Below are 12,717 nucleotides of genomic sequence, written 5' to 3' on the forward strand. Positions count from 1 at the left end.
GGACAATCACGCCTGTAGAAACCACTTGCGTCGACACACCCCGTCGACCGCGACCGCGCCAGGAGGCACCGCACATGACGGCCAGCAGCATTCATCGTGAGACCCCGGACCGTAACCTTGCTCTCGAATTGGTCCGAGTCACCGAAGCCGGCGCGATGGCTGCAGGTCGCTGGGTAGGACGCGGCGACAAGGAAGGCGGCGACGGAGCTGCCGTCGACGCGATGCGTCAGCTCGTTTCTTCGGTGTCCATGCGCGGCATCGTTGTGATCGGCGAAGGCGAGAAGGACGAAGCGCCGATGCTGTTCAACGGCGAAGAGGTCGGCAACGGCGACGGCCCGGACTGCGACTTCGCTGTCGATCCGGTTGACGGAACCACGCTGATGTCCAAGGGCATGCCCAACGCCATCTCGGTGTTGGCTGTTGCCGAGCGCGGCGCGATGTTCGATCCGTCTGCTGTGTTCTACATGGAGAAGATCGCTGTCGGACCGGACGCTGCAGATGTCATCGACATCAGCGCGCCGATCGCCGAGAACATCAAGCGCGTCGCCAAGGTCAAGAAGGCGTCGGTCTCCGACATCACGATCTGCATCCTGGACCGTCCTCGCCACAACCAGCTGATCCAGGACGTTCGCGACACGGGCGCTCGTATCCGCCTGATCTCCGACGGTGACGTTGCCGGCGCTATCGCCGCAGCGCGTCCGGAGTCCGGCACCGACATGCTCGTCGGCATCGGCGGCACCCCTGAGGGCATCATCGCCGCTGCGGCCATGCGCTGCATGGGCGGATCGTTGCAGGGCAAGCTGGCTCCCACCGACGACGAAGAGCGTCAGAAGGCCATCGACGCCGGTCACGATCTCGATCGCATCCTGACCACCGAAGATCTGGTCTCGGGCGAGAACGTCTTCTTCTGCGCCACCGGCGTCACCGACGGTGACCTGCTGCGCGGTGTCCGCTACTACGGCGGCGGCGCCAGCACGCAGTCCATCGTGATGCGCAGCAAGTCCGGCACCGTCCGCATGATCGACGCGTACCACCGCCTCGAGAAGCTCCGCGAGTACAGCTCGGTGGACTTCGACGGCGAAGAGGGCGCGGTTCCGCCGACGTTCTGACAGGCTCCGCCTGTGCGCCTTTCTGGTAGTCACCGCTACCAAAAAGGCGCACAGGGGCCGAAGGCCCCTACTCTGGAACCATGACGGAAAGCAACGAACAGCAGTTCCGGATCGAACACGACACCATGGGTGAAGTTCGGGTGCCCATCGACGCACTGTGGCGAGCGCAAACCCAACGCGCAGTCGAGAATTTCCCGATCAGCGGCCGACCTCTCGAACGCACTCAGATTCGTGCGATGGGCCTTCTCAAAGCCGCGTGTGCGCAGGTCAACAAAGATCTGGGCCTGCTCGACGCGGACAAGGCCGATGCCATCATCTCGGCAGCCAATGAAATCGCCGACGGCAAGCACGACGATCAGTTCCCCATCGATGTCTTTCAGACCGGCTCCGGCACCAGTTCCAACATGAACGCCAACGAGGTCATCGCGTCGATCTCACAGGCCAACGACGTGGATGTGCATCCGAACGATCACGTCAACATGTCACAGTCCTCCAACGACACCTTCCCGACGGCCACGCACGTCGCAGCGACGGAAGCCGCCGTCACGGATCTTGTTCCGGCTCTGGAGCATTTGCACGCTGCACTCGCCGCGAAGTCCGCGGAGTGGAAGTCCGTCGTCAAGTCCGGACGCACCCACCTGATGGACGCAGTTCCGGTGACCCTCGGCCAGGAGTTCGGCGGTTACGCCCGCCAGATCGAGGCAGGCATCGAACGAATCAAGGCAACGCTCCCCCGACTCGGCGAACTACCGATCGGCGGCACCGCAGTAGGTACCGGACTCAACGCGCCGGACGGATTCGGGCCCAAAGTTGTTGCAGAACTGGTCAAGTCGACAGGCATCGACGCATTGACCCCGGCAAAGAACAGCTTCGAGGCGCAGGCTGCCCGCGACGGACTGGTGGAAGCGTCAGGCGCCCTGCGCACCATCGCGGTCTCTCTGACGAAGATCGCCAACGATATTCGCTGGATGGGTTCGGGACCGTTGACGGGCCTCGGCGAGATAGCGCTCCCCGACTTGCAGCCGGGTAGCTCGATCATGCCGGGCAAGGTCAATCCGGTTCTGCCGGAGGCTGTTACGCAGGTAGCCGCACAGGTGATCGGAAACGACGCAGCCATCGCGTGGGGCGGCGCTGCCGGCGCTTTCGAACTCAACGTCTACATCCCGATGATGGCACGTAATCTACTCGAGTCATTCACGTTGCTGGCCAACGTTTCTCGGTTGTTTGCGGACAAGTGTGTCAGCGGTTTGGTTGCGCACGAGGAACACCTCAAGACCCTTGCCGAATCCTCGCCGTCCATCGTGACGCCACTCAACTCGGCTATCGGATACGAGGAAGCCGCGTCCGTTGCCAAGCAAGCATTGAAGGAGAAAAAGACGATTCGGCAGGTTGTGCTCGAGCGCGGACTGGTTCCGGACAAGCTCAGCGAAGCCGAACTCGACAAACGCCTCGACGTTCTCGCGATGGCGAAGGTCAAGGACTAACCCACCGGCCTCGCGGCGGCTCCGCATTCGGGAACCGCCGCGAGGCACAGGTCAGTCAGTCACTCCGCGACAGCTCGCCACTCGTCCGTGCGCTCGGGAGTTGCCTCCGCCAGCGCCTTCAACGTAGCGTCGCGACCAAAATCCTTGCCGTAGACCGGAGTTCCCGGCTGCTGGCGCCAGGAGTCTTCGATGGTGCCCGCGTCGACGGGGTCGAAGCCGAGCTGATTGATCAGGTCGAAGACAACCTGCTTCTTCAGCTCGTCGTCACCGGCGATGGGGAGCGCGATGCGGCCGCTCGACCCTTCCGGTAGACCCTTCTCGAGCAGGTGCTTCCACCAGATTCCGTTGAATGCCTTGAAGACCGGAACTCCGAGGCGCTCTTGCACCCAATCGCTTTCTGCCTGACCGTCTTCGATTGCGGCGATCAATCCGTCTCGCTGCTGCGGGTAGTAGTTGTTGGTCTCGATCACCGGAGCGCCGTCGGCAGCGCCCGCGAGAATGCCGGCGGGAAGGTCCACGACGTTCTTCTGCGGGATGCTCACGATCACCAGGTCTGCACCTTCGGCGGCTTCGGTGTTCAGTACCGCTTTTGCACCGGTTTCCGCCTCGAGGTCTGCCAGAGTGTCGGGCGTCCGAGAGTTCGAGACGCGCACGTCGTGACCAAGCGCGGTCAGCCTGCGGGTAAGCGTTCCACCGATCTGACCAGCTCCGATTATTCCGATGCGCATATTCTTGTGCTCCTTCGTCGAGTGTCGCGACACTCCGCGACTGCTGCATGCCTCAACAACGGATCACCGCGGGCTAATTCCGCACCGGCACATTCAATTCGCACTGATTCAAATGCTTGCCTTGGGCCGCGTGGGGCGCGCTGTTCACAGCTCGGCACAAGAAGGCCATTTTCGGCCATCAATGCCCTCTGGCCTAAAATGGCCAGCAAAAATGGGCGTTTTGTGCCTCCCCGCCCGTTATCGTCACTGCGTGGTCACTAACCGTGGCCGCACCGCCCTCCCGGCGGAATCCGCCAGGAAAGGCACACCACGATGGCACCACTCGATCACCGTCACAGACCTCACCGAGGCAGACGACTGCGAGGGCTCACCGCTCTCATTGCCGCTGGAGCACTCGCCCTCGCCGCTGCGACCACTGCCGCGGCGGAAGGTGTGCCGGTCACCGATCCCGGCACAATCACAGGTTGGGGCTACGGGGTAGGGGGAAACAACGACAACGGGCAGCTCGACAACTTCCCGGCGGGAGGCGGTTACACCGCCATCGCGGCCGGCTACTCCCATTCGTTGGCGTTGACCGCCGACGGCTCCATCGTGGGGTGGGGGAACAACAATGACGGTCAACTCGACAACATCCCGGCCGGCAGCGGCTACAAAGCCATCGCCGTCGGCGCCTTTCATTCAGTGGCCTTAACCGCCGACGGCACCATCGTGGCTTGGGGAGCCAGCAGCCTCGGGCAACTCGCTAACATCCCAGTTGGTAACGGCTACAAAGCCATCGCGGCCGGCGGTTACCATTCGTTGGCGTTGACCGCCGACGGCACCGTCGTGGGCTGGGGTTACAACTACTGGAAACAGGCCGACACGCTTCCTGGCAACGGCTATAAAGCCATCGCAGCCGGCAGCCTTCATTCGTTGGCGTTGACCGCCGACGGCGCCATCGTCGGCTGGGGATACAACTACGAAGGTCAGACCAACACTCCGACCGGTAACGGCTACACCACTATTGCTTCAGGAGGTTTCCATGGGTTGGCGTTGACCGCCGACGGCACGATCACAACCTGGGGACAAAGTGGCAACGGGTTAGGCACCGTCCCAAGGGGCAACGGCTACACCGCCATCGGTGGCGGCGACTTCCATTCACTGGCTTTGACTGCCGACGGCACCATCGCAGAATGGGGAAGCAGCGGTGGTGGGCAGCTTCCCGCCCCGACCGGTACCGGCTACACCGCCATCGCCGGCGGCGGCAACCGTTCATTGGCATTGAAAACTGCAACCGCTTCTGCGTTCACCGATGCGGGCCCCGTCACCGTAAACGGTATTGCCGGAACAGCAATCTCCCACGCGTTCACCACCACCGGAAACCCCACCCCCGTTGTCACCGCCACCGGACTCCCGGCCGGACTCACGCTCAGTGAAACTGGGGCTCTGACCGGAACACCCACCACCGAAGGATCGTTCCCCTTCACGGTCAGCGCCACCAACGGCGTCGGAAATCCGGCAACGCTCAACGCCACTCTCATCGTCGCAGCAGCACCCGCCGCCCCGATGTTCACCGATGCCGGACCCGTGACGCTCGATGCTGTTGCCGGAACAGCACTTACCCGTGAATTCACCGTCACCGGTAACCCTGCCCCCACCATCACAGTGATCGACCCGGCAAAACTGCCCACCGGCATGGTTTTCACTAACGGAACACTGTCCGGAACACCCGCCGCTGCAGGCTCTTACACGTTCACCCTCAACGCCACCAACGGCGTCAATCCCGACCTGACCCTTGTCGTTACCGTCAATGTCGCCGAGGCCCCGATCACACCCGAACAACCCACCACAGGATCCCTGGGATCACTCGAGTTCACCGGATTCGGTAGCTGACCTCACGGGATCTCCCAGATAGTCGATCGAACAGAACCATCCCGAGCCATATTCGACGGAAACTCGCTAACCTTGGAATACTTCGACAGCGACGGTTTGGGCACATTTGTCAGAGCACCGAATGAACACAGGCTCGTGATGAACAGGGGTTTCGATGAACACTGATTCGGTCACCACAGTTCGAAAGATGTTCCGCGCCCTCACCGATTTCGATGTGGACGGCGCCGCCGAGTTGATGACCGAGGACATCATCTGGCAGAACGTCTCGCTGCCGACGTTGCGCGGGAGAAATGCCGTGGTCCGGGCGCTTCGAATGGTCACGAAGCCGTCACTCAAGTTCGAGGCCGACATGCATCACATCATCGGCGACGAGTTCACCGTCCTCACCGAACGCACCGACATCCTGACCGTCGGACCACTGCGCATCGAGTTCTGGGTGTGTGGAACTTTCGAATTACGCGACGGCAAGATCGCCGTGTGGCGGGACTACTTCTCGCTGCGCGACGTTGCGTGGGGTGTGGTGACCGCGATCGGGCAGGCGGTGTTGGGTATCGGCTCTCGCAGTAGGCTGGCTCCGGCCTGACAACACCTGCCGGAAGAGAGCACTCGCCCGATGACCGAATACAACACATCCGATTCCTTCGACGCCGGACTGGCCGTGCGCACAGAAGTCATGGGTGCCGATTTTGTCGACGCAGCGTTCGAGCGCACCCGCGGAACCGACAGCGAAGAATTGCAGAACTTCGTGACGGCCAATGTGTGGGGATCTGTGTGGACGCGTCCCGGCCTCGATCGACGCAGTCGCAGCCTGATCAATCTGGGAATGCTGATCGCCCTGCGGGCGGAGAACGAACTGAAAGGCCACGTCCGTGCCGCTTTGCGAAATGGCTTGACGCGCACCGAGATCGTCGAAACAGTGATACATGCCAGCGCGTACTGCGGCGCCCCGGCCGGACTCGCTGCTATGCGCGTTGTCCAGGAAGTCCTCAACGCGGAATTGGGACCGCTGGAGAACTGAGCCACTCCCCGTGCGGCAAGAATGCCGCACGGGGAGAACTATTCTCAGGGAGTCGGTCCGAACTCCTCCAACATTTCGGTAACCAACTCGGCGATCGGCGAACGCTCGCTTCGAGTGAGCGTGATATGCGCAAACAGTGGATGCCCCTTCAGCTTTTCGATCACGGCGGCAACACCGTCGTGGCGGCCGACTCGCAGGTTGTCACGCTGCGCGACGTCATGCGTCAACACCACTCGCGATCCGGTTCCGAGTCGAGAAAGCACCGTCAGCAACACATTTCGTTCGAGGGACTGCGCCTCGTCGACGATCACGAACGAATCGTGCAGAGAACGTCCACGAATGTGCGTGAGCGGCAAGACTTCCAACATCCCCCGGGCTTGGACCTCTTCGAGAACTTCGGGTGACGCCAACCCGTCGAGTGTGTCGAAGACGGCCTGAGCCCACGGGCCCATCTTCTCGCTCTCGCTGCCCGGGAGATATCCGAGTTCCTGTCCGCCAACGGCATACAGTGGCCGGAAGACCACCACCTTGCGTTGGCTTCGACGCTCGAGTACCGCTTCGAGTCCCGCGGTCAAGGCCAGCGCCGACTTTCCGGTACCCGCTTTGCCGCCGAGAGAGACGATTCCGATGCTTTCGTCCATCAGCAGTTCCAGTGCAATCCGCTGCTCGGCGCTGCGGCCGTGCAGACCGAATGCCTCACGCTCACCGCGGACAAGCTGAATCCGTTTGTCCGGTGTCACCCTCCCCAAGGCACTGGACGAACCGCCGAGCAGCCGAACCCCGGTGTGACACGGCAGATCTCGCCCCTCCTCGAGATCGAGAAAGCCCTCGGAGAACAGTTCGTCGATGTCCGTCGACGCGACATCACACTCAGTCATACCGGTCCACCCGGAGGGAACGACGTCGTGCGCGTGGTACTCGTCGGCGGGAAGCCCCACGGCGCCCGCTTTGACTCGGAGCGGAATGTCTTTGCTGACCAGGACTACATCTTTGCCTTCGGCCGCAAGATTGAGCGCGCAGGCAAGTATCCTCGAATCATTACTGTCCGTGCGGAATCCGACGGGGAGTACTGCGGGATCAGTGTGATTGAGTTCGACTTGCAAGGTACCGTTCTCGCTACCGATCGGCACCGGACGGTCGAGCCGGCCGTATTCGATCCGGAGGTCGTCGAGCATGCGGAGTGCTTCTCGCGCAAACCATCCCAGTTCGTGATGATGTCGCTTGCCTTCGAGTTCACTGACCACAACAAGGGGCAGAACCACATTGTGCTCGGCGAATCTGGTGACGGCCCACGGATCGGACAGTAAGACCGACGTATCCAAGACATACGTGCGAAGTGCATCTACCGAATGACTCCCGGCTGAATTACCGGCTGAAATACTGCCCGGAACCGAGTGGGCAGAAACGGAGCGTGATGCAGTCACGGTGGGCTCCTAGGTCTGCGCTACGCCGCACAAACTAGTTCTCGCTGGACCGGTCGGCTCTTGTGTCAGGTGACACGAGGGCCGGGCGCCGGCCCCCTCGCACTGAATGTTTCAGTCACGATCAGAACCTCCCGCACAAGTAACTTCTGCGCTACTCGATACTGCCGACGGTACTGTGCTTCGGGCCATCCCGCCACGAATTCCGACACACAATGCGTGAACGCCAGGTTACAAAATGCCACTCGTGTCATTTACCGCCACAGAGGTGCTTGTCGACGCCGTCCGCACTATCGACGCGTGAGCTCAGAAATCCTCGGCATCGAGCGCCGACTCGGTCAAAGCCCGACCGATCGCGATCATCTCGGTAGCCCGCGCAAAGTCGAGACTCCTGGCCGATTTGCGGGGTACCTGGATAAGAATGTCCGGTGGATACACGGCGAGCTGGTACCTGGCCAGCGCGGACTGCACGACCTCGAGTGAACGACCCATGATCTCCAAACGCCCGATCTTCGGAGCGATATCACGACCCGTATCGACGACTCCCTCGTCCAGGCTCACCTCGTCCACACTCACCTCGTCCACACTCACCCCATCCAGGCCCACCTCTTCAAGACCCAGGCCCGTCGAGTGACCACCGAATCGAGACACCACAGACTTCACTGTCTCCCGATCGAGAAACTGGGCGGTCCCCCGTTTGAATCGGCCGACCCACTCGTCGACGGGCCGTGGCTCCGTACCCACCCGCGCGGGCGTTCGATTCTCACGGGCGTCGGCGCCCAAACTGACACCGATCGTCAGGTCTGCACGAATCGAGAGCGTCGGCGCGACGGGAAGCGGATCGAGGATGCCGCCGTCCACCAGCACCCGGCCGTTGAGAACCAAGGGAGTGATGACTCCGGGGATAGCGATGGACGCACGAATCGCGGCGTCGACCGGCCCGTGCTGAAACCACACAGACCTACCCGCCGCCAGGTCGGTGGCCACGGCGGTGAACGGGATGCGCATGTCTTCGATGCACGTTTCGCCCAGGATCTCTCGAACCCGCCCGAGTACCTTCTCCGCGTGGATCGCCCCGGGTGCCGACACCGATACGTCGAGCAACCGAACAACATCGCGGGCCTTCAGCGTCGTCGCCCACTCGGTGAATTCATCGAGTTTCCCAGCTGCGTACAAGCCGCCGATCAACGCGCCCATCGACGAACCTGCCACCCCGACTATCGAGTAGCCACGTTCCTCGAGCACCTGGATGACACCGATGTGGGCGTAGCCTCGCGCGCCACCGGAACCGAGTGCCAATGCAACTGTCCGAGACTGAGCCATTGGCCCATCGTAGGCGCCGTAAGAACGCCGACAGCCCGGCACCACAACGGGTACCGGGCTGTCGGGAACTACTGCTTAGACGTTCTTGCTGAGCAAGCCCCAGTCCTCGAGTCCGTCGTACAACGGGACGTCGAGAGCGAGCTTGGCAACGCGGGCGCGCAGGGCAACCAGATCGGCATCGCCGGCGAGGGCGGTGCCGATGATGTCGGCGACCTCGGTGAACTCGGCGTCGCCGAATCCGCGAGTAGCCAAGGCTGCGGTACCGATACGCAGACCTGACGTGGTCATCGGCGGGCGGGGATCGAACGGAACTGCGTTGCGGTTGACGGTGATGCCGACCTCGTGCAGAAGATCCTCACCCTGCTGGCCGTCGAGCTTGGAGTTGCGCAGGTCGACGAGAACGAGGTGAACGTCCGTGCCACCGGTCAGAACGCTGATGCCCTGATCTGCGACGTCCTTGTTGCCGAGACGCTCGGCGAGGATGCGGGCGCCGGAGAGGGTGCGTACCTGACGGTCCTTGAACTCTTCACCGGCAGCGATCTTGAAGGTGACGGCCTTGGCTGCGATGGCATGCATGAGCGGTCCACCCTGCTGGCCGGGGAAGACTGCGGAGTTGAGCTTCTTGGCCCATTCCTTCTTCGCCAGGATCAGACCGGAGCGCGGGCCACCGAGGGTCTTGTGGACGGTGGAGGACACGACGTCGGCGTACGGGACGGGCGACGGGTGCAGACCTGCTGCAACCAGACCGGCGAAGTGCGCCATGTCGACCCACAGGTACGCGCCGACCTCGTCGGCGATGGCACGGAAGGCTGCGAAGTCCTGCTGACGCGGGTACGCGGACCAACCGGCGACGATGACCTTGGGCTTCTCGGCGAGGGCGATGGAACGCACCTCGTCCATGTCGATGCGGTGATCTTCCTTGCTGACGCCGTAGGACGCGACGTCGTACAACTTGCCGGAGAAGTTGAGCTTCATGCCGTGCGTGAGGTGACCACCGTGAGCGAGGTCGAGGCCGAGCAGCTTCTCGCCCGGGTTCATCAGAGCCATCAGAACCGCAGCGTTGGCCTGTGCGCCCGAGTGCGGCTGCACGTTGGCGAACTCGGCGCCGAAGAGTTCCTTGGCGCGGTTACGCGCGAGGTCCTCGATGATGTCGACGTTCTCGCAGCCACCGTAGTAACGGCGTCCCGGGTAGCCTTCGGCGTACTTGTTGGTCAGGACACTGCCCTGAGCCTGCAGAACCGAGCGGGGGACGAAGTTCTCCGACGCGATCATCTCGAGAGTGTCGCGCTGACGAGCCAATTCACCCGCCATAGCTTCGGCGACCTCGGGGTCGAGTTCGGCGAGTGGTGCAGAGTTGACGTCGGAGCCAGGCACAGCGGTCATCGAGGAATCTCCAAGGTGGATGCGGGATCGAATGTGTCCAGTCTACGAAGGTCACCCGACGTGTCTCCACCCGGTGCCGAACGCAGTGAGCTCGGCACCAGCGGCTCGTCCAACAGACGCCGGAATCGGTCTGTGCGGTCGGCTGGCGTTGCAGCCTGATCGAGCCACCCACCGAGCAACCGGTATCCCTCGACGTACGTGCTGGTGTACGCCCGCCACAACGGGGAGGACAGGAATCGCAGCGATTGCCGTGCCCGCTCCGGCGTCGACAGTGACCACCGCTCGAGGAATCCGGCAACGTCGTCGTGGCTGCGTCCCTCGTCGTGCAGCATCAGCGCAGCGTCCTGCCGCACACTGATCAGCTGGCCCGATGCCGCCGACAGTTGCTGGGCCTTCTCTCCGTCGAATGCCAGCCCCAGATCCGCGTAGATCTCCTGCGCCCATAGTCCCCAGTCGTGGCCGACTATCGCTTCGAGTGCCAAATCCGCCAGGCCCTCTGCCATGAGGCACTGCGGCGTGTTCACCAGGAAGAGCGTCTGCTCGAGTTGCCCGGCACCCACCAATCCGGCTTCCTTGCGGCAATGTTCGGTGTGATGGCCCGGATACGACTCGTGGGCAATCAGTCTCGGCAGATTCGCCATGAACTGCGGGAGATCGGAATTGATCGCAACTTTGGAGCGATAGTCACCGAGGTAGTAGTTGAACCCGGACCACGGCTTGTCCCCCACCACTTCGTATTCGACGGTTTCCGACGCCGGCAGCGGGAACGTGCCACGCACCAGATCACGCAGGGCACTCGACATCGCGTCGACGCACTCGGCCAGTTTCGCAGCCGGAATCTCGTCGGCCTTGCGATGTGCCTGCACGCGCTCCACCAGCGTTCCCGGGCCTGGTAGCACCTCACCCATCAGGTGGTGAGCATCGCCGTAGGCGTCTTCGTTTCCCTTCGAAATTCGCACGTCGAAGTAGGCCTCGACCTCGTCGACAAACCCGATCTCCTCGCCCGCGAACTTGCGGCCGGAGCATTCGAGAGCCCGTAGGTGAACGTCGATGAAGTGAGCCCGCTCGGCGTTCAGACCACTTGCCGGCAACTCGGCGCGAAGCTCTCGAGCGGTGCGGGCGAGTACGCCCGGATCGGGCTTCGTTGCATTTTCAACTTGCTGACGGAGTGCCGGATCGCCGGTGAACGCGTCGACAAACCCTTCCTCGAGTCGATCGAAACCTAGTCCCAGCAGCAGATATCGGCGAACGAGCGAGTCTGGATCCATAAGGCACAAGCCTAGCGCCCGCGCCCGGAATGCGACCCGACGACAACTCCTTACGTGGCACCAAGCACAATTCGGTTATGCACTTGGATCGTGCGCACTCGCGCCTGGCTTGCTCGCACGCTTCGCCCGTACCAACGGCATCACAGTTCCTCGGCACCGGCGAGCTGCGCTGATGGCACGCGCCGGCGAATCCAGCCCGTATGTCGAGTTCGACCGTAAGCAGTGGCGCACACTGCGTAAGTCGACTCCTCTCGTCCTGACGGAGGACGAACTGTACGGCCTCCGCGGCCTCGGTGAGCAGATCGACCTCGAGGAAGTTGCCGAGGTGTACCTCCCGCTGGCTCGACTGATCCACCTACAGGTTGCCGCAAGGCAGCGACTGTTTGCCGCTACCGCAACGTTCCTCGGCGAGAAACATCCCGATCGACAAGTTCCCTTCGTCATCGGCGTGGCCGGTTCGGTGGCTGTCGGCAAATCCACGACGGCCCGTGTGCTGCAAGCACTCCTGGCCCGATGGGACCATCACCCCCGCGTCGATCTTGTCACCACCGACGGGTTCTTGTACCCCACCAAAGAACTGCACCGTCGGGGCATGATGCACCGCAAGGGTTTTCCCGAGAGCTACGATCGCCGCAAACTCCTGCGATTCGTGACCGAGGTGAAATCGGGCGCCGAAGAGGTAGCGGCCCCGGTCTATTCGCATACTCTGTACGACATCATCCCCGGCCAATTCCACCTGATCCGTCAGCCCGACATCCTCATCATCGAGGGCCTCAACGTGCTGCAGACCGGTCCGCGTCTGATGGTCTCGGATCTGTTCGACTTCTCCATCTACGTCGATGCCCGGATCGAGGACATCGAAGCTTGGTACATCGAACGGTTCCTGGCACTACGGAAAACGTCGTTTGCCGACCCGAACGCGCACTTCCACCACTACTCGGGACTATCGGACCGCGACGCGACCAGCGCCGCCAAGGACATCTGGAACTCGATCAATCAACCGAACCTGGTGGAGAACATCCTCCCCACCCGTCCGCGAGCAACGCTGGTGTTGCGCAAGGACTCCGATCACACGATCAACCGACTGCGCCTGCGCAAGCTCTGATTTCGC

General features: G+C 62.4%; 11 protein-coding genes. 6 read left to right on the top strand and 5 right to left on the bottom strand.

The features are described 5' to 3' along the window. The first annotated feature begins 74 nt into the window (after positions 1 to 74). Together glpX and EEB13_RS21915 are read left to right on the top strand one after the other, a co-directional pair. On the top strand, positions 75 to 1,109 hold the full coding sequence (gene glpX / locus EEB13_RS21910) for a class II fructose-bisphosphatase (protein WP_033234502.1): 1,035 nt from the start codon (positions 75 to 77) through the stop codon (positions 1,107 to 1,109). An 80-nt stretch (positions 1,110 to 1,189) separates the two neighbouring features. Next, a complete protein-coding gene (locus tag EEB13_RS21915) occupies positions 1,190 to 2,593 on the top strand; it encodes a class II fumarate hydratase (RefSeq protein ID WP_141486270.1) in 1,404 nt (467 codons plus the stop codon). Positions 2,594 to 2,652: 59 nt separating this feature from the next. Here the strand turns inward: EEB13_RS21915 and EEB13_RS21920 are convergent, their stop codons facing one another. Beyond that, a complete protein-coding gene (locus tag EEB13_RS21920; RefSeq protein WP_255285230.1) occupies positions 2,653 to 3,354 on the bottom strand; it encodes an NADPH-dependent F420 reductase in 702 nt (233 codons plus the stop codon). A gap of 279 nt (positions 3,355 to 3,633) precedes the next feature. On the opposite strand from EEB13_RS21920, the gene EEB13_RS21925 reads away from it, so the two are divergent. From EEB13_RS21925 to EEB13_RS21935, 3 genes are all read left to right on the top strand, one after another. Further along, positions 3,634 to 5,193 (top strand): RCC1 domain-containing protein, encoded by a 1,560-nt coding sequence (locus EEB13_RS21925; protein ID WP_141486271.1) that lies wholly within the window; start codon positions 3,634 to 3,636, stop codon positions 5,191 to 5,193. A 154-nt stretch (positions 5,194 to 5,347) separates the two neighbouring features. Next, positions 5,348 to 5,776: a limonene-1,2-epoxide hydrolase family protein gene (locus EEB13_RS21930; protein ID WP_033234505.1), complete on the top strand. Its 429-nt coding sequence runs from the start codon at positions 5,348 to 5,350 to the stop codon at positions 5,774 to 5,776. A 30-nt stretch (positions 5,777 to 5,806) separates the two neighbouring features. Then, positions 5,807 to 6,211: a carboxymuconolactone decarboxylase family protein gene (locus EEB13_RS21935; protein WP_095888503.1), complete on the top strand. Its 405-nt coding sequence runs from the start codon at positions 5,807 to 5,809 to the stop codon at positions 6,209 to 6,211. A 44-nt stretch (positions 6,212 to 6,255) separates the two neighbouring features. Here EEB13_RS21935 and EEB13_RS21940 read toward each other — a convergent pair whose 3' ends face one another. The 4 genes from EEB13_RS21940 to EEB13_RS21955 all read right to left on the bottom strand — a co-directional run bounded on the left by EEB13_RS21940 (position 6,256) and on the right by EEB13_RS21955 (position 11,606). Next, positions 6,256 to 7,635, bottom strand: a complete 1,380-nt coding sequence (locus EEB13_RS21940) for a PhoH family protein (RefSeq protein ID WP_033234507.1) — start codon at positions 7,633 to 7,635, stop codon at positions 6,256 to 6,258. Between the two features lie 303 nt (positions 7,636 to 7,938). Beyond that, a complete protein-coding gene (locus tag EEB13_RS21945) occupies positions 7,939 to 8,955 on the bottom strand; it encodes a patatin-like phospholipase family protein (RefSeq protein WP_141486272.1) in 1,017 nt (338 codons plus the stop codon). Between the two features lie 75 nt (positions 8,956 to 9,030). Beyond that, positions 9,031 to 10,338 (bottom strand): serine hydroxymethyltransferase, encoded by a 1,308-nt coding sequence (gene glyA / locus EEB13_RS21950; protein WP_045069374.1) that lies wholly within the window; start codon positions 10,336 to 10,338, stop codon positions 9,031 to 9,033. Further along, entirely contained in the window at positions 10,335 to 11,606 is a 1,272-nt protein-coding gene (locus EEB13_RS21955; protein WP_141486273.1) for a DUF885 domain-containing protein, read from the bottom strand. The genes glyA and EEB13_RS21955 overlap by 4 nt, the downstream gene beginning before the upstream one ends. Before the next feature lie 172 nt (positions 11,607 to 11,778). On the opposite strand from EEB13_RS21955, the gene coaA reads away from it, so the two are divergent. Continuing rightward, entirely contained in the window at positions 11,779 to 12,711 is a 933-nt protein-coding gene (coaA, locus tag EEB13_RS21960; protein ID WP_033234510.1) for a type I pantothenate kinase, read from the top strand. Positions 12,712 to 12,717 lie beyond the last annotated feature (6 nt).

The organism is Rhodococcus sp. WS3, from assembly GCF_003797085.1.
Classification (GTDB): Bacteria; Actinomycetota; Actinomycetes; order Mycobacteriales; family Mycobacteriaceae; genus Rhodococcus_F; species Rhodococcus_F globerula.

Bases quoted from the DNA above. Each gene is read 5' to 3' on its own strand.
- glpX (WP_033234502.1), top strand. From the start codon at position 75: ATGACGGCCAGCAGCATTCATCGTGAGACCCCGGACCGTAACCTTGCT.
- EEB13_RS21915 (WP_141486270.1), top strand. From the start codon at position 1,190: ATGACGGAAAGCAACGAACAGCAGTTCCGGATCGAACACGACACCATG.
- EEB13_RS21925 (WP_141486271.1), top strand. From the start codon at position 3,634: ATGGCACCACTCGATCACCGTCACAGACCTCACCGAGGCAGACGACTG.
- EEB13_RS21930 (WP_033234505.1), top strand. From the start codon at position 5,348: ATGAACACTGATTCGGTCACCACAGTTCGAAAGATGTTCCGCGCCCTC.
- EEB13_RS21935 (WP_095888503.1), top strand. From the start codon at position 5,807: ATGACCGAATACAACACATCCGATTCCTTCGACGCCGGACTGGCCGTG.
- EEB13_RS21945 (WP_141486272.1), bottom strand. From the start codon at position 8,955: ATGGCTCAGTCTCGGACAGTTGCATTGGCACTCGGTTCCGGTGGCGCG.
- glyA (WP_045069374.1), bottom strand. From the start codon at position 10,338: ATGACCGCTGTGCCTGGCTCCGACGTCAACTCTGCACCACTCGCCGAA.
- EEB13_RS21955 (WP_141486273.1), bottom strand. From the start codon at position 11,606: ATGGATCCAGACTCGCTCGTTCGCCGATATCTGCTGCTGGGACTAGGT.
- coaA (WP_033234510.1), top strand. From the start codon at position 11,779: ATGGCACGCGCCGGCGAATCCAGCCCGTATGTCGAGTTCGACCGTAAG.